This window comes from Paucibacter hankyongi (genome assembly GCF_037482915.1).
Taxonomy (GTDB): Bacteria; Pseudomonadota; Gammaproteobacteria; order Burkholderiales; family Burkholderiaceae_C; genus Paucibacter_A; species Paucibacter_A hankyongi.
This window is the reverse complement of the sequence record NZ_JBBHJX010000005.1, coordinates 15,956-32,059: the sequence shown is the minus strand read 5'-3', so window position 1 is coordinate 32,059 and position 16,104 is coordinate 15,956. Positions and strand designations below refer to the sequence as shown.

The 16,104-nt window shown below is 64.9% G+C and carries 13 protein-coding genes; 9 read left to right on the top strand and 4 right to left on the bottom strand.

What is annotated here, in order from left to right; all coding sequences use genetic code 11:
- Positions 1 to 17 precede the first annotated feature (17 nt).
- Complete coding sequence (locus WG899_RS09795) at positions 18 to 941, top strand: LysR family transcriptional regulator (protein ID WP_339595454.1); 924 nt, start codon at positions 18 to 20, stop codon at positions 939 to 941.
- A 20-nt stretch (positions 942 to 961) separates the two neighbouring features.
- Positions 962 to 1,411, top strand: coding sequence for a DUF2214 family protein (locus WG899_RS09790; RefSeq protein WP_339595453.1), 450 nt, complete (start codon positions 962 to 964; stop codon positions 1,409 to 1,411).
- A 10-nt stretch (positions 1,412 to 1,421) separates the two neighbouring features.
- Here the strand turns inward: WG899_RS09790 and WG899_RS09785 are convergent, their stop codons facing one another.
- The 4 genes from WG899_RS09785 to WG899_RS09770 all read right to left on the bottom strand — a co-directional run bounded on the left by WG899_RS09785 (position 1,422) and on the right by WG899_RS09770 (position 9,015).
- Complete coding sequence (locus tag WG899_RS09785; protein ID WP_339595452.1) at positions 1,422 to 3,722, bottom strand: putative bifunctional diguanylate cyclase/phosphodiesterase; 2,301 nt, start codon at positions 3,720 to 3,722, stop codon at positions 1,422 to 1,424.
- A 12-nt stretch (positions 3,723 to 3,734) separates the two neighbouring features.
- Positions 3,735 to 6,941 (bottom strand): chemotaxis protein CheB, encoded by a 3,207-nt coding sequence (locus tag WG899_RS09780; protein ID WP_339595451.1) that lies wholly within the window; start codon positions 6,939 to 6,941, stop codon positions 3,735 to 3,737.
- 223 nt (positions 6,942 to 7,164) lie between these two features.
- Entirely contained in the window at positions 7,165 to 7,551 is a 387-nt protein-coding gene (locus WG899_RS09775) for a hypothetical protein (RefSeq protein WP_339595450.1), read from the bottom strand.
- Between the two features lie 102 nt (positions 7,552 to 7,653).
- A complete protein-coding gene (locus tag WG899_RS09770; protein ID WP_339595449.1) occupies positions 7,654 to 9,015 on the bottom strand; it encodes a protein kinase domain-containing protein in 1,362 nt (453 codons plus the stop codon).
- A 40-nt stretch (positions 9,016 to 9,055) separates the two neighbouring features.
- Here WG899_RS09770 and argS point away from each other — a divergent pair, with 40 nt between their 5' ends.
- The 7 genes from argS (at position 9,056) to WG899_RS09735 (ending at position 16,093) form a co-directional block, all read left to right on the top strand.
- Positions 9,056 to 10,774: an arginine--tRNA ligase gene (gene argS / locus WG899_RS09765; RefSeq protein ID WP_339595448.1), complete on the top strand. Its 1,719-nt coding sequence runs from the start codon at positions 9,056 to 9,058 to the stop codon at positions 10,772 to 10,774.
- Positions 10,771 to 11,520, top strand: coding sequence for an SPOR domain-containing protein (locus WG899_RS09760; protein WP_339595447.1), 750 nt, complete (start codon positions 10,771 to 10,773; stop codon positions 11,518 to 11,520). Before argS ends, WG899_RS09760 begins: the two co-directional genes overlap by 4 nt.
- Positions 11,521 to 11,648: 128 nt before the next feature.
- Positions 11,649 to 12,335 carry a thiol:disulfide interchange protein DsbA/DsbL gene (locus WG899_RS09755; protein WP_339595446.1) on the top strand — a complete coding sequence of 229 codons (687 nt, stop codon included), beginning with the start codon at positions 11,649 to 11,651 and terminating at the stop codon, positions 12,333 to 12,335.
- A gap of 59 nt (positions 12,336 to 12,394) precedes the next feature.
- Positions 12,395 to 13,051: a thiol:disulfide interchange protein DsbA/DsbL gene (locus WG899_RS09750; RefSeq protein WP_339595445.1), complete on the top strand. Its 657-nt coding sequence runs from the start codon at positions 12,395 to 12,397 to the stop codon at positions 13,049 to 13,051.
- 77 nt (positions 13,052 to 13,128) lie between these two features.
- Positions 13,129 to 13,770, top strand: a complete 642-nt coding sequence (gene lptA / locus WG899_RS09745) for a lipopolysaccharide transport periplasmic protein LptA (protein ID WP_339595444.1) — start codon at positions 13,129 to 13,131, stop codon at positions 13,768 to 13,770.
- Entirely contained in the window at positions 13,767 to 14,558 is a 792-nt protein-coding gene (lptB, locus tag WG899_RS09740; RefSeq protein WP_339595443.1) for an LPS export ABC transporter ATP-binding protein, read from the top strand. The genes lptA and lptB overlap by 4 nt, the downstream gene beginning before the upstream one ends.
- Before the next feature lie 14 nt (positions 14,559 to 14,572).
- Entirely contained in the window at positions 14,573 to 16,093 is a 1,521-nt protein-coding gene (locus WG899_RS09735; protein WP_339595442.1) for an RNA polymerase factor sigma-54, read from the top strand.
- Positions 16,094 to 16,104 lie beyond the last annotated feature (11 nt).

Here is a 16,104-nt window from a genome sequence, read left to right as displayed (position 1 = left end):
TAGCAGAATCAGCGCCCATGGATCGCCTCAAGCAAATCGAATCGTTTGTCTCGGTCGCCGGCAAGGGCAGCCTGACGGCCGCCGCCGCGCTCGAGGGCGTGGCCCCGGCGGTGATGGGGCGGCGCATTGACGCGCTCGAGGCCCGCCTCGGCGTCAAGCTGCTGGTGCGCACCACCCGGCGCATCACGCTGACCCACGAGGGCAGCGCTTTCCTCGAAGACTGCCAGCGCCTGCTGGTGGATTTCAATAACGCCGAGGCCAGCGTCAGCGCCGGCGGCGTCAAGGCCAGCGGTCATCTGCGCATCACCGCCCCGGCCGGCTTTGGCCGTCGCCATGTGGCGCCGCTGCTGCCGGAGTTTTTGGCCCTGCACCCCGAGGTCAGCGTGTCGCTGAATCTGAGCGACCGGGTGGTGGACATTGCCGGCGAAGGCTTTGACTGCGCGGTGCGGGTGGGCGACCTGCCCGACTCCAGCCTGGTCAGCATGCGCCTAGCCGACAACCGCCGCCTGTGCGTCGGCGCGCCCAGCTACCTGAAGCGCGCCGGCCTGCCGCAGCACCCCAGCGACTTGGCCCGGCATTCCTGCCTAACGCTGAGCTCCGACGCCAGCCAGACGCGCGGCTGGGCCTTCTTGATCGATGAGCAAGTGGTGTTCTCGCGCCCGACCGGCCGACTCGACTGCAGCGACGGCCAGGTGCTGCACGACTGGTGCCTGGCCGGCATGGGCCTGGCGTGGCGCAGCACCTGGGAGGTCGAGGGCGACATCCAGGCCGGCCGCCTACAGACAGTGCTGGACACCTTTGCCGCGCCGCCGAATGGCATCTACGCGCTGGTGCCACAACGCAAGCACCTGCCGCTGCGGGTGCGGCTGTGGATAGACTTCCTGAAACACCATTACGCCAAGCCCGACTACTGGCTGAAGCCCGCCCGTCCGCTGGCCTGAACCTCGCCGCCCACATTGCCATGCATCTCGAAGCCCTGCTCGCCTTTCTTCATATCGCCGCCATCCTGACCCTGGTGGTCTTCATCAGCAGCCAGGCCGCGCTGTGCCGGGTCGAGTGGCTGAACGCCGCAGTGGTACGGCGCCTGCTCGTGCTGGACCGGATCTACCTGATCGCGCTCGCCCTGGTGGCCGTCAGCGGCCTGGCGCGCACGCTCTGGGGCATCAAAAGCGCGGCCTGGTACTTCGGCCAACCGCTGTGGATGGCCAAGTTCACCTTGCTGCTGCTGATTGCGGTGCTGGCCCTCAAGCCCAGCATGGCCTTCAAGCGCTGGAACCGCCGGCTCGACAGCGACGGTAGCCTGCCGCCCGAGGCCGAGATCAAGGCCGTGCGCGCCCTGATCATGCGCGCCGCCCACCTCTTGCTGCTGATCCCTGTGGCCGGGGTGATGCTGGCGCGCGGCCTGGGCTAGGCCGGTTCAGCTAGGCTGGGCGCAGCCAAGCCGCCTGCGGCCGCCACTCGTGCACCCAGGCGGGCAGCAGCGACGCCGGCATCGGCCGCGCAATGCCATAACCCTGCGCCAGGCTGCAACCCAGGCCGAGCAGCAAGGCGCCATGCTCGACCGTCTCCACGCCCTCGGCGACCACATCGCAACCAAAGGCCTGCGCCATGCCAATGACGCTCTTGAGAATCGCGATGTCGACCGGGTTGTCCAACATATCGCGCACAAAGCTCTGGTCGATCTTCAGCTGCGAGACCGGCAGCCGCTTCAAATAGGTCAGTGAGGAGTAGCCGGTGCCAAAGTCATCCAGCGCGAAGTAAACGCCGAAGGCCTTGCACTCATTGACCACCTGCACCACATGGACCATGTCCTCCAGCGCGGTGGTTTCCAGCACCTCCAGCGCCAGCCCGGCCGGGTTCACCTCCGGGTGCGCGGCCAGCAAAAGCCGCAGCCGCTCGACAAAATTGCTCTGCTGCAACTGCCGCGCGCCCACATTGACGCTGACCGACAGCTCCAGGCCCTGGGCCTGCCACAGCGCCATCTGCTGCAGCGCCGTATCGATCACCCATTCGCCCACCGACACGGCCAGCGGGTGATCCTCGATCGCCGGCAAGAACTCGGCCGGCGACAGCAGCCCACGCTCTGGATGCTGCCAGCGGATCAAGGCCTCGACGCCCACCACCCGACCGGCCCGCATATCGACCTTGGGTTGGTAGTACAAAAGGAATTCACCGTTTTCGAGCGCCTGCCGAATCCGGTGCAGGCTCTCATGATGGCCGCGCACACTGCGGTCCTGCTCGGCGTCGAAGACGTGATAGCGGTTCTTGCCCGCCAGCTTGGCTTGATACATGGCCTGGTCGGCCTGACGCAGCAACTGATCGGCGTCAATGTCGACGCCCTGGGGATAAAAGGTCACGCCCAAGCTACCGGACACCTGCAGGCTTTTCCCCGCCACCTGCAGCGGCTGCGCCGCTGCGGCCAACAGCCGGGTCAGCATCGGCAGGCTGGCCGCCACATCGGCCAGATCCACCAGCACGGCCACAAACTCGTCGCCCCCCAGGCGCGCCAGCGTATCGCCCTCGCGCAGCGCCTTTTTCATGTGCTCGGCCAGCGCCACCAGCAACTGGTCGCCGATCTCGTGGCCATGGGCGTCATTGATGGCCTTGAAGCCGTCCAAATCCAAAAACGCCACCGCCAGCTGATCGCCGCGGCGCTGTGCCTGCATCATGGCCTGCTGCAGCCGATCGGCCAGCAGCAGGCGATTCGGCAGATGCGTCAGCGGATCAAAATGCGCCAGATGCCGCAGCTTGTCCTCCTGCTCGCGCTGCTGCGTCACGTCGGAGAACAGCGACACATAGTTGAGGGTCTGGCCCGCCGCATCGCGCACCGCAATGATGGTCTGCATCGATGCAAACAACTCGCCGCTCTTGCGCCGGTTCCAGAGGTCGAGTTGCACATGGCCGTGGGTCCGCAGCTCGGCAAACATGCCGCGGTAAAAAGCCGCGTTCTGCCGCCCACCGCCGAGCACGCGCGGGTTGCGCCCAATGATCTCGTCCGGTGCATAGCCGGTGATGCGGCTGAAGGCCTCGTTGACCGTCAGGATGGTGCCGTCGGGCGCCGTGATCATGATGCCCTCACGGGCATGGGTGAAAACCTTGGCCGCCAAGGCATTGGCTTGCTCGGCCCGCTTGCGCGCCTCCACGTCCATCACGGCCAAATGCATCAAGGCCTCGCCGCCCTCGCCCTGCGCGTTCGAAGCCTGAATCTGCACCCAACGCATGCCTCCACTTGGGTCGCGCAGCCGCAGCTCAAAGGACTGAGGCGCCTGCTCACGCTGCAGCAGCAGGCGATGGCGATAGAAAATGTCTTGATCGTCGGGGCAGATATGGGCCGAGAACCGATGCCGCAGCAACTGGCTGCGCGGCACACCGAGCAGGGTGCCCAGGGCCAGATTGATGCGCTCGATCATGCCGGCCTCGCTCAGGCTGCAATAGCCAACCGGAGCCAGGTCATAGAGATCAAAGTAGCGCGAGCGCGAGGCCTCCAGCGCAAGCTGCGCATCGCGCAACTCCTGGTTTTGCATCTCCAGCTCAATCTGATGCACCTGCAACTCATGCAGCACCGACTGCGGCACCTGCACCAGCGCCGCGCCCAGCGCGCCCAAGGGTGGCCCGAGTTTCAGCAGGTCGAGAACCTGCGCCTCGGCACGCTCGCGCAGGCTCGGCAGCGAAGCGGTCGAAGCGGTCGAAGCGGTCGAAGCGGAAGCATCTTCAACACTCATCGGTGTGGCAACTCAGCTTTGGGCGGTCAGTGCCCGTTCGGTGGTCGACACAGCATAGGCCCGGCCCGCGCTGTCGCGCAAGGGTGAAGACACCACAAGCACCGCCAGCGTCCGGCCATCCTTGGTGAGACGCTGGGTCTGCAAGGGCTGCAGCAGGTCGGCCTGGGCCAACTCGTCCAGCGCCCGCTCACGCAAGTCGGCCGGCACCCGGTCGCGCACATTCATGGCCAGCGCCTCGGCCTCGCTCCAGCCATACAAGCGCGTGGCGGCGGGGTTCCAGGCCAAGGTGCGGCCGCTCAGGTCTTGCACGGTGATTGCGTCGGAGGCATCGCGCACCACCACGGCCAGACGCAGCAACTCGTTGGCATCGTGCAGTTGCTGGCGCGCCCGCACCATATCGGTGATGTCCACAAAGGAGATCACCGCGCCTTCGATCACATTGTCGAGCGTGCGATAGGGCTGGATGCGCATCGTGCACCACTTGCCCTCGCTGGTCTCGACCTCAATGGACTTGGACACCAGGCTGTCGAGCACCGCCTGCACATCGGGCACCAAGCGGTCATAGCCGACCAACTTGGACACCAAATGGCCGACCGGCCGGCCGGTGTCGCTCTGGATCAGGTTGATGAACTGGGTGGCCGCCGGCGTGAAGCGCAGGATGCGCAGCTGATGATCGACAAACACGGTACCGATGCCGGTGCCGGCCAGCAGATTGTTCATGTCGTTGTTGGCGCGCGAGAGGTCTACCACCTTGGTGCTCAGCTCGGTGTTGACGGTGGCCAACTCCTCGTTGACCGACTGCAACTCCTCCTTGGAGGTTTCCAGCTCCTCATTGGCCGACTGCAACTCCTCGTTGACCGACTGCATTTCCTCGTTGGCCGATTTCAGCTCCTCGTTGGCGCTCTCCAGCTCCTCCTGGGTGCTTTGCAGATATTCATCCTTGGCGCGCAGCTCGCGTTCCAGTTGTTCGACACGCAAGCGCAGCAGGGCCAAGTCGGCAGCCGCGGCGGCCACGGCACTGGGAGTGCTTGCGTCGCCCGAGCCCTCCGCAGCGGCGATGGCCGACTCCGCCTCACCGGCTAGGCCCGGGGTGAGCGCTGCCGGGGCCAAGTCGGCCGCTCCCAACTCCTCCAGGATGACCAGGAACAGCGGCAGCTGCCCGACCGGCAGCGCGCCCGGCTGCACCGGCCGCACCGTCAGGTCGACCCGACTGAAATGGCCATTCGTGCGCACCCGCAAACCGGCCACTTGCACCGTGTCCTTCAACACAGCGGCCTTGTGCAGCGCCATGCTCAGCTCATGCTGCAAGCCTTCGCGCGCCATCTTCAGGATGTTGTTGACGCCGGCCTCGCCGGGCGCCAGTTCCAGGAACATGCCGGTGCGCCCGTGCAGATACAGGATGTCGCCCTGCCCATTGACCAGGGCTCCGGCCGGCACCACCTGCAAGAGCAAGGCTTGCTCGGTAATTTCACGCAATGAGGATGACTTCATGAGACTCGCTGACTGAGGGCCGCCACGCAGCGGCCCGGCACTGAAACTCGCCCCCTGCGCCCCGAGCACTGCCGGACGCTGCGCCGACAACTGCGGCAAGGAGGCCTGGATGCGGCCGCTGCCGGCGCGCGGCTGGCCCGGCACATCGGGCCGGCGCCGGTACAGCTTGGCCTTGCGGTCGACCGCGCCGAACAACACATCAAACTCGCCAACGCCCTCGCTGGAGCCCAAGAACAGACTGCCGCCCGGCTTCAGCGCATAGTGAAACAAGGGGATCACCTGCTTTTGCAGCTCGGCACCCAAATAGATCAATAGATTGCGACAGCTGATCAGATCCAGCTTGGAAAACGGCGGGTCCTTGATCAGATTGTGCTCGGAGAACACCAGGTGATCGCGCAGGCTCTTGCGCACGCGGTAGGCCGTGCCGTCGGCCTCGGCGACGAAGAAGCGCGCCAAGCGCTCGGCCGACACATCGGCCGCGATGCTGCTGGGGTAGCGGCCCTCGCGCGCGACGGCGATCGCCCGGCTATCGATGTCGGAGGCAAACACCTGCAGGCGATAGCCGCAAGGCAAGCTGTCCATATGCTCCAGCAGCAGCATGGCAATCGAATAGGCTTCCTCACCGGTGCTGCAGCCGGCCACCCAGACGCGAATAGTCGCATCAGCCGGCTTGCCTTCGAACAGGCTCGGCACGCCCTGCTGCGCCAGCACATGAAAGGCCTCCGGATCCCGGAAGAAATTGGTCACGCCGATCAGCAGGTCGCGGAACAGCGCCTCCACCTCGGCCGGCGACTGCTGCAGATAGCGCGCATAGGCATCGACCGCGTCAATCTGATGCACCGCCATGCGCCTGTCGATGCGGCGGCAGATGGTGGTCGGTTTGTAATTGGAAAAATCATGGCCGGTCTGCGCCCGCAGCTGTGCGTAGATCTTGCGCAGCTGCGTTTCGCTCTTATTGCCCCCCTCGGCCGCCTGCAAGGTGGTGGCACCACGTCCGGCATAGATCAGCAGCTTGGCGCCCATGTCGGCCGCGTCCAACTCAAAGTCGACCAGGCCGGTGGCAAGAGCGGCGCGCGGCATGCCATCGAATTCGGCCGACTCGGGCGACTGCACCAGGATCAGACCGCCGTGCGCCTTGACGTCCCGCAGGCCCTGGCTGCCGTCGCTGCCGGTGCCCGACAGCAGCACCGCCACCGCCCGCTCGCCCTGATCCTCGGCCAAGGAACGAAAGAAAAAGTCGATCGGCAAGCGATGGCCGCGCTTGGCGGTCGGCTCCAGCAACTGCAAGAGGCCGTTCAGGCAGGCCATGTCCCGATTCGGCGGCAGCACATAAATATGGTTGGCCCGCAGCGGCATGCCGTCCTCGGCTTCCTGCACCGGCAGCGTGGTGTAGCGCTGCACCAAATCGCCGAGGATGCTGTTGTAGTCGGGGGCCAGGTGCTGCAGCAGCACAAAGGCCATGCCGGGTTCGACATCGCTCGGCAAGCCGGCAAAAAAGGCTTCAAACGCCGCCAGGCCGCCGGCCGAGGCCCCGATCGCCACGATGGGGAAGGCGCGCAACTCCGGCGCGGCCGGGTCTGGCGTGCGGATGGCTGGGGCTGCAGCGGCATCCTCAGCAACACCCTTAGCGACACCGTCAGCGACACCGTCAGCGACAGCCGAGTCTGATGCCGCGGGAGTCGGCGAGTTCGCCGGCACGGGAGCCGCGGGCGCGATACCGTCGTTCATGCAATCCTTTGTTGGGCAGGCATCAAAGCCTTGCTATGGCATCGGCCCTTTTAACCCGAAATTCAAGCCGGCGCGCCCGGCGCCCGCAACTTCCAAGAAATCAACAGGCAAATCCGCAATTTCACAAACCAAAGCACCAAAACCCTCTGTGCGAGGGTTTTGGTGCTTTCAAGGCTGATCCGTGCTGCTCGGTCTGATCAGCGCCGAACAGCGCTGCGGATGCTTACTTGGCGGCGTCAGCCACGCATTTCTTCTCGAAGGCGGTCTTGGCCGCGCCATGCAGCTTCTTCTCACCCGACTTGGCGGCGCAGGTCGCGGCGGCGTCCATGGCCGGCGCGGCGGCAGCGGCCGGGCCGCCATCGGCCGCGCACTTCTTGACGAAGCTGGTCTTGGCGGCGCCATGCAGCTTCTTCTCGGCGGCCTGGGCCTCACAGGCGGGGTTGCCGGCGGCCGGATGATCGGCATTGCACTTCTTCAGGAAACTGGTCTTGGCCGCACCGGCGAGTTTCTTCTCGGTGGCCTGGGCGTCACAGCTGGCATCGGCCGCGTGGGCAGAAACACCGCCGAAAGCAAGGGCGAGCACGGTCACAAAACCAAACAGCTTTTTCATCGATGAATCCTCTGGATAGAAGGGAAAGAGTAGCCCCGCAGGGAGTGCAAATTGAACGTTAGCCACATTCAAGCATGACAACGCGACAGACTCAAGACGGGTTTACATGATTCTGCGCGGATGCGCCAAAGCCTCGTGCGCGGCATGCAGGCGCCGCACCAGCACCTGGATAAAACCGCGGTCAAAACGGTGCTGGCATTCGGGACTCAACAGACCCAGCGATTCGGGCGTGAAGGAGATCGTGGTACAGATTTCGCTGACGCGCACATCGGTGCTGTGCCGGCGCAAATCGGGGTTAGGTGCGAGATAGGCCATCTCGCCGACCGAGGTGCCCTGGCCCAGCGTGGCCACCTTGTTGCCGTCGCGGAACACATCGACGGTGCCCTGCGCAATGATGTGGAAGGTGTTGCCTTCCTGGCCTTTTTTATACAGCGCATGCTCAAGCGGGAAGCGCCGCCAGCGCGCGCGGTGCACCACTTCCCACAACTCGACATCGCCAAAGTCGGCAAAGAACTCCAGCTCGCGCAGCATATTGAAGCGCTCGGAGTCCTTCACCTCATACAGCCGGGCCAAGGGCACCAACTGTTTGGCCACCAGGTCCGACAAGGCGCGCCCGAAGGCTTCCCAGTCGCCATAGCGCTCCTCTGGGTGTTTGGACAGCGCCTTCAGGATGACAGCATCCAACTCCGCCGTCACCCCGCCGCGCAAGCCGACCAGCGTCGGCGCGGCCTGGTGGTAAATCTGGTGCATCAAGGCCATCTGGCTGGGCGCATCAAAGGGCGGCCGGCCGGCGATCAGGTGGTAGAGCACGGCGCCCAGGGCGTAGATGTCGGCACGGCAGTCGACATCACCGCCCTCAATCTGCTCGGGCGGCATATAGGCCAGCGAGCCAACGCGGTGCACCTGGGTCTGGTCGGAGTTCAGATTCAAGGCGCTGCCAAAGTCGCTGACCTTGACATCGGTCACCTGGCCCTGCGCATCCAAGACCGCCAAGAGATTGGCCGGCTTGACATCGCGGTGGATCAGGCCCTGACGGTACACATAGCCAAGCGCCATGGCGCACTTGAAGCCGAGTTCGACGATCTGGTCCAGCGGCAAGAGCCGGTCACTGCGACAAAAATGCTTCAGCGTCACGCCGGGCACGTACTCCATCACCAGATAGGGCGCGTCTTGATCCGGCACCGCGTCCAGAATCTGCACCACATTCGGATGCTGCAGCCGACCGGCCAAGGCGGCCTCGGCGGCATAGAAGCGGGAGCTGAAGTCACCCTGCTGCCCCAACCGGCTGTTGCTGGCCCAAAACCGCATACGCTTGATGGCGACTTCGGTCTGCCGAAACTCGTCCAAGGCCAGGAAAACATCGCTGGTCGCCCCCTCGCCCAAGCGGCGCAGCACCCGGTACTTGCCGATATAGGCGGGCAAGTCAACGTTGGCTTCGAGAGGGAGGTCGAGGTCCGAGGACATGACGAGCATCATACGCAAGCGCCGCCCGTAGAATTGTCGAATGATCCAAGCCAAGCACGACCTGCTCGCCGCCCTGGGCGAAGCCATCCAGCAACTCAGCCCCGGCGCCACGCTGGCCGCTGCCTTTGAATCGCCCAAGCAGGCCAGCCACGGCGACTTCGCCTGCACGGCCGCCATGCAGCTGGCGAAACCGCTGAAAAAGAACCCCCGAGAGCTGGCTCAGTCGCTGATTGATGCGCTGAATGCCAAGCCCGCCTTCCAAACCTGGGTGGCGGCGCTGGAGATTGCCGGCCCCGGCTTCATCAATATCCGCCTGAAGGACGCCGCCAAGCAGGCCGTGGTCAGCGAGGTCTTGGGCGCCGCCGAAGCCTTCGGCCAGCAGCCGGCCAATGACCGCCATGTGATGGTGGAATTTGTCTCCGCCAACCCGACCGGGCCGCTGCATGTGGGCCATGCCCGCCAGGCCGCGCTGGGCGATGCGCTGTGCAGCCTGTTCAAGACCCAGGGCTCGGACGTCACCCGCGAGTTCTATTACAACGACGCCGGCGTGCAGATCGCCACGCTGGCCAACTCCACCCAGTGCCGCTTGAAGGGCATCAAGCCCGGCGACGCCGGCTGGCCGGAGAGCGCTTACAACGGCGACTACATCCAGGACATCGCCGACGCCTTCCTGGCCAAGAAGACGGTGGTGGCCGATGACCGCCAGTTCACCGCCTCCGGCGATATCGAAGACCTGGACAGCATCCGCCAGTTCGCCGTGGCCTATCTGCGCCACGAGCAAGACCTGGACTTGCAGGCCTTTGGCCTCAAGTTCGACAGCTACTTCCTCGAGACCAGCCTGTACAGCAGCGGCCGGGTCGAAGACACCGTCGCCAAGCTGATCGCCAATGGCAAGACCTTTGAAGAAGGCGGCGCGCTGTGGCTGCGCACCACCGACTACGGCGATGACAAAGACCGCGTGATGCGCAAGAGCGAGGGCGGCTACACCTACTTTGTGCCCGATGTGGCCTATCACATCGACAAGTTTCAGCGCGGCTACAGCAAGTGCATCAATGTGCAGGGCAGCGACCACCACGGCACGATCGCCCGCGTTCGCGGCGGCTTGCAGGCGGCCGATGTGGGCATCCCGCAGGGCTTCCCCGACTACATCTTGCACAAGATGGTCACGGTGATGAAGGGCGGCGAGGAGGTCAAGATCTCCAAGCGCGCCGGCTCTTACGTGACCCTGCGCGATCTGGTCGAGTGGACCAGCCGCGACGCGGTGCGCTTCTTCCTGATTGGGCGTAAGGCGGACACCGAGTTCATCTTCGACGTCGATCTGGCGCTGAAGCAGAACGACGAAAACCCGGTCTTCTATGTGCAGTATGCGCACGCCCGTATCTGCTCGGTGATCCGCAACTGGGTGGCCCGCGGCGGCGATGAGTCCACGCTGAAGAACGCCGACCTGAGCCTGCTGACCGCGCCGACCGAGGCCGCACTGATGCTCAAGCTGGCCGACTACCCGCGCATGCTCAGCAGCGCCGCCGAGTCGCTGGCCCCGCACGATGTGGCCTTTTACCTGCGCGACTTGGCCGGTTGCTATCACAGCTACTATGCGGCCGAGCGCGTGCTGGATCAGACGCCCGAGCTGAGCCAGGCCCGGGTGGCCTTGCTGGCCGCCACCCGCCAGGTGCTGCGCAATGCACTGACGGTGTTGGGCGTTAGCGCGCCCGAGGTGATGTCGCGCGAAGTCGCCAACGAGTCCACGGAGAACGCATGAGTCAACAGGGCGCAAAGCCACAACAGAAGGCCCCGTCCAAGGGCCAATCCAAAGGGCAACGCGGCGGGTTTGTGCTCGGCATGATCGTCGGCCTGCTGCTGGGTCTGGCCGTCGCCCTGGGCGTGGCGCTCTACATCACCAAGGTGCCGGTGCCCTTCATCAACAAGGTGCCGCAACGCACTGCCGAGAACGACGCCGAAGAAGCCGCCCGCAACAAGAACTGGGACCCGAACGCGCCCTTGGCCGGCAAGGCCGGAGCCAAGGTGGCCAGTGGCGTGGTGGGCGGCCCCGCCCCTGCCAGCACCGAGGCGCCCGCTGCGGCTACCCCGGCCGCGGTGGCGCCGGCAACGGCGACGGCCCCACTGACTGCGCCGGCAACGGCACCTACAACCAGCCCGGCCCCGACCAAGGCGGCCGAGAAGCCAGCAGAAAAGCCGGCCGAGAAAGCTGCGGAAAAAGCCACCGACAAGAAGGCCGACGCGAAAGCCGCAGCAGCCGCCGCGGCCGACCCCTTCATGTACTTTGTGCAGGCCGGCGCCTTCATGAAGGCCGAAGACGCCGAGCAACAACGCGCCAAGCTGGCGATGCTGGGCTTCACGGCCAAGGTGATGGAGCGCGAGCAATCGGGCCGCACCGTGCTGCGCGTGCGCATCGGCCCCATGGATGTACGCGACGAAGCCGAAGAGCTGCAGAAAAAGGTCGAGGCCGCCGGCATCGAAGCCAATCTGGTGCGCGTGCAACGCTAACGCCCTGCAGCTGCGGTGCTCGGTTGCGGCGCTCGAGCGCGGCACTCGAGCGCGGCGCCACCCCGAAAGCCCTGGCCTGCCGGCCTGAAGTTCAAGCTGATTCCCACTGTCCGCCCTAGGAATTGAAGATGATCAAGCGACGCGATTTCTCCGCCACTCTGGGTCTGGGTACCCTGGCCGGTCTCGGTCTGGCCGGCGCAATGCCTGGCCTGGCCCAAGCCCAAGGTGGCCCGATCGAAGGCAAGCAGTTCGAGCGCCTGGCTGCCGCGCTGCCGCCCACGCATCCCGGCAAGATCGAGGTGATCGAGTTCTTCTGGTACGGCTGCCCGCACTGCTTTGCCTTTGATCCGGCGCTGAGCGCCTGGGTCAAACAATTGCCGGCGGACGTCACGTTCCGGCGTGTCCATGTCTCATGGAACGCCTACAACAAGCTGCACCAACGCCTGTTCTTCGCGCTCGAGGCGATGGGCAAGGAGGCCGAGGTGCACGATCAGGTGTTCCACGCCTTCCAGGTCGACCGACTGCCGCTCGACAGCGAAAAGTCCATCACCGAGTTGGCCGTCAAGCTGGGCCTGGACGGCGCCAAGTTCAGCGCCGCGTTCAATAACTTCGGTATGAACGCCAAGTGTGAACAGGCCAATAAATTGTCCGAAGCCTTCCACATCGACGGTGTGCCGGCGCTAGGCATCGGCGGCATGTTCCTGACTTCGCCCTCGAAGGCTGGCATCCGCGGCCAGTCGGAGCAGCAACTGGGCAAGCAAGCGCTGGCCGTTGCGGACTATCTGATCAATCTGGCTCGCCAACGCAAGGGCTGAGGCGCCCAACCGTACGCAGGCACACAAGCACGCACGCAAGCACCACAGGACCGCATTCGATGATGAAGATCCAACGCCGCAATTTCAACGCCAGCCTGGCCGCCATGGCCGCCGCCGGCCTGCCTACCTTGAGCCTGGCCCAGGGCGCTCCGGCCACGCCGGTTGAAGGCACTCAATACCTGCGCCTGGCCCAGCCACTGCCGGCCAGCGGCAGCAACAAGATCGAGGTGTTCGAGTTTTTCCTCTACACCTGCCCGCATTGCTACGCACTGGACCCGCTGCTGACGGCCTGGAGCAAGCAATTGCCGGCCGATGTGGTGCTGCGCCGCATTCATGTCGGCGTCGGCGCCATGCACAAGTTGCACCAGCGCATGTTCTACGCGCTCGAATCGATGGGCCGTCTGGGCGATCTGCATGAGTCGGTCTTCAAGGCCTTCCATGTCGACCATCTGGAGCTGAGTGACGAAAAGGCGATCACCGCCCTGATGGTCAAGCTCGGTGTTGACGCCGCCAAGTTCAGCGCCGCCTTCAACTCCTTTGGCGCCCAGACGCGACTCGGCCAAATGGCCAAGTTGGCCACCGACTACAAGGTCGAAGGCGTGCCCGCACTGGGCGTCGGCGGCCGTTTCCTGACGGCGCCTAGCCTGGCCAAGGGCAATGCGCAGGCCTTGGCCGTGACCGATCACCTGATCAAGCTGGCGCGCGGCAAGGCATAAGGCCAGCCTGCGCCCGATGCCGGGCTAGAATGGTCTGCAAGAATTGTGCCGCCATGCGAAACCCTGATCCCCGCCCCATGACCTCGTCCCCTGCCCGCCTGCTGCAACAGGCCTTGGGCCTGGGCTTGGCCGCCCTGCTGAGCCTGGGCGCCGCGCCGGCACGGGCGGAAAAGGCTGATCGACTCAAGCCGCTGAATATCTCTTCCGAAAAAGGCGGCCGCATTGATGTAGCCAACCAGCGCACCGAGTTTCTCGGCGATGTGGTGCTGAGCAAGGGCAGCCTCTTGCTACGCGCCGAGCGGATTGACCTGCGCGAAACCGGCGACGGCTATTACCAGGCCTACGCCAATGGCCAGACCGGCAAGCAGGTCAGCTTCCGCCAGGGCCGCGATGTGCCGGGCGAAGCGATCGAGGGCTTTGCCGATCAGGTGGAGTACGACACCCGCAGCGACGCGGTGCGTTTCATTGGCAATGCGGTGGTGCGCCGCACTGTCGGCACCGCCGTGGGCGACGAGGTCACCGGTGCGGTGATCGTGTATGACAACCGCGCCGAGGTGTTCACGGTGGAAGTGGGCCAAGCCTCGCCGCATCCGACGGGGCGTGCGCGGGTGGTGATCATGCCGCGCGGCGCGGCCGGTGCCACCGTCAGCGAAACGCCCAACCCCGCCGTGACGCTGCAGCCCAGCACCGAATTGCAAACGCCACGCAAGCCCTCATGAACAACGCCGCCGTTACGCATCCGCCGGCCGCGCTGGAGTCTGGCCCGCGCAGCCGCCTTGAAGCCGAAGGCTTGGCCAAAAGCTATGGCGTGCGCCGCGTGGTCAAGAATGTGCATCTGAGCGTCGGCAGCGGCGAAGTGATCGGGCTTTTGGGCCCCAACGGCGCCGGCAAGACCACCAGTTTTTACATGATCGTCGGCCTGGTGCGCGCCGATGCTGGCCAGATCCGCATTGACGGCCAGGCCGTCGAACATCTGCCCATCCACCAACGCGCCCGCCTCGGCCTGAGCTATCTGCCGCAAGAAGCCTCGATTTTTCGCAAGCTAACGACCGAGCAAAACATCCGCGCGGTGCTGGAGTTGCAAGTCGGGCCGGATGGCCGCTCGCTGCCGCCCAAGCGCATCAATGAATTGCTGGAAGGCCTGCTGCACGACCTCAGCATCGAATCGCTGCGCGACAGCCCGGCGCCCGCCTTGTCCGGCGGTGAACGCCGGCGCGTTGAGATCGCCCGTGCGCTGGCCACCCAGCCACGCTTCATCCTCTTGGACGAGCCCTTTGCCGGGGTGGATCCGATCGCGGTGCTGGAGATCCAGCGCATCATCGGCTTCCTGAAGGCGCGCGGCATCGGGGTGCTGATCACCGACCACAATGTGCGCGAAACGCTGGGCATCTGCGACCGCGCCTACATCATCAGCGAGGGTTCGGTGCTGGCCGAAGGCACACCGGACGAGATTGTCGACAACGCCGACGTGCGCAAGGTCTACCTCGGCGAAAACTTCCGCATGTAGCGGGGCAAAAGACGATGAAGCCCTCACTACAGGTTCGGCTGAGCCAGCATCTTTCATTGACGCCGCAATTGCAGCAGTCAATCCGGCTCTTGCAGTTGTCGACCCTGGAACTGAACCAGGAAGTGGACCAGATGCTGGCGCAGAACCCGCTGCTGGAGACCGAAGAGGACTACAGCGTGGCCGCGCCCGAGTTGGCCGAGATGCGCGGCAGCATCAGTGAAGCCACCGCCGCCGAAGACAGCGGCGCCGACCTAGAAGTAGGCGGCGGCAGCGAAGGCCCGGCCGAGATTCAGGCCGAAGACTTCGGCAGCACCGAGCGCGAAGACTGGGAGAACGGCACCGAGCGTGACGACTTCGACGGCATCCGCGAACAGCCCGCCAATAGCAGCAGCGGCGGCGATGAAGACGGCGAGCGCCAAGACCAGTCCAGCGGCGAGATCAGCTTGCAAGAGCATCTGGTGCAGCAAATGGCCGGCATGAGCTTGTCAGACGCCGATCGCATGGCCCTGCATGTGCTGATCGAATCGCTCAACGAAGACGGTTATCTGGAAGATACGCTGGAAGACATCGCCGCCTCCTTGACCGACGCGGCCGATGACCCGGAAGAGCACGAAGAACTGCTGGCCCAGTTGCGCATCGCGCTGAAGTGGTTGCAGCACATGACGCCCAGCGGTGTCGGTGCCAAGGACCTGGCCGAATGCCTGGAATTGCAGTTGCGCGCCCTGCCGCGCAGCCAAGCGCAGATGATCGCCATCATGATCTGCAAGCGCCATCTGGAACTGCTGGCGCGGCGCGATCACAAAAAACTGATGGCACTGACCGGCGCCGATGAGGCCTTGCTGCGCGAAGCGCAGGCCTTGATCGTCTCGCTGGAGCCCAAGCCGGGCCGGGCTTTTGCACGCGGCATGGCGGCGGCAGTGATTCCGGATGTGATCGTGCGCAAGGTCGGCCGCGAGCTGCGCGTCATCATCAACCCCGAGGTGGCGCCCAAGCTGCGCATCAACGAGATGTACGCCAATGCCCTGCGCCAAACGCGCGGCGGCATCACCAACAGCGCGCTCGGTGGCCAGCTGCAAGAAGCGCGCTGGTTCATCAAGAACATTCAGCAGCGCTTCGACACCATTTTGCGGGTCTCGCAAGCCATTGTGGAGCGGCAAAAAGCCTTCTTCACCCATGGTGCCTTGGCGATGAAGCCACTGGTCCTGCGCGAGATTGCCGATGAGTTGGGCCTGCATGAATCAACCATCTCGCGCGTCACCACCGCCAAGTACATGGACACGCTGTTCGGCACTTTCGAGCTGAAGTATTTCTTTGGCTCGGGCCTGAGCACCGAGGCCGGCGGCGAAGCCTCCAGCACCGCGGTGCGGGCGCTGATCAAGCAGTTCATCGATGCGGAGAACCCGGCCAAACCGCTGTCCGACAGCGCCATCGCCGGCATGCTGGAAGAACAAGGCATCCAGGTCGCGCGCCGCACCGTGGCCAAGTACCGCGAAGGCATGAAGATCGGCACCACCACCATGCGCCGGGTCAGCTGAGCCGCAGCGTC

What these genes read in the sequence shown, in the direction of transcription:
- WG899_RS09795 (WP_339595454.1), top strand. Translation starts at nt 18, where the DNA reads ATGGATCGCCTCAAGCAAATCGAATCGTTTGTCTCGGTCGCCGGCAAG.
- WG899_RS09790 (WP_339595453.1), top strand. Translation starts at nt 962, where the DNA reads ATGCATCTCGAAGCCCTGCTCGCCTTTCTTCATATCGCCGCCATCCTG.
- WG899_RS09785 (WP_339595452.1), bottom strand. Translation starts at nt 3,722, where the DNA reads ATGAGTGTTGAAGATGCTTCCGCTTCGACCGCTTCGACCGCTTCGACC.
- WG899_RS09780 (WP_339595451.1), bottom strand. Translation starts at nt 6,941, where the DNA reads ATGAACGACGGTATCGCGCCCGCGGCTCCCGTGCCGGCGAACTCGCCG.
- WG899_RS09775 (WP_339595450.1), bottom strand. Translation starts at nt 7,551, where the DNA reads ATGAAAAAGCTGTTTGGTTTTGTGACCGTGCTCGCCCTTGCTTTCGGC.
- WG899_RS09770 (WP_339595449.1), bottom strand. Translation starts at nt 9,015, where the DNA reads ATGTCCTCGGACCTCGACCTCCCTCTCGAAGCCAACGTTGACTTGCCC.
- argS (WP_339595448.1), top strand. Translation starts at nt 9,056, where the DNA reads ATGATCCAAGCCAAGCACGACCTGCTCGCCGCCCTGGGCGAAGCCATC.
- WG899_RS09760 (WP_339595447.1), top strand. Translation starts at nt 10,771, where the DNA reads ATGAGTCAACAGGGCGCAAAGCCACAACAGAAGGCCCCGTCCAAGGGC.
- WG899_RS09755 (WP_339595446.1), top strand. Translation starts at nt 11,649, where the DNA reads ATGATCAAGCGACGCGATTTCTCCGCCACTCTGGGTCTGGGTACCCTG.
- WG899_RS09750 (WP_339595445.1), top strand. Translation starts at nt 12,395, where the DNA reads ATGATGAAGATCCAACGCCGCAATTTCAACGCCAGCCTGGCCGCCATG.
- lptA (WP_339595444.1), top strand. Translation starts at nt 13,129, where the DNA reads ATGACCTCGTCCCCTGCCCGCCTGCTGCAACAGGCCTTGGGCCTGGGC.
- lptB (WP_339595443.1), top strand. Translation starts at nt 13,767, where the DNA reads ATGAACAACGCCGCCGTTACGCATCCGCCGGCCGCGCTGGAGTCTGGC.
- WG899_RS09735 (WP_339595442.1), top strand. Translation starts at nt 14,573, where the DNA reads ATGAAGCCCTCACTACAGGTTCGGCTGAGCCAGCATCTTTCATTGACG.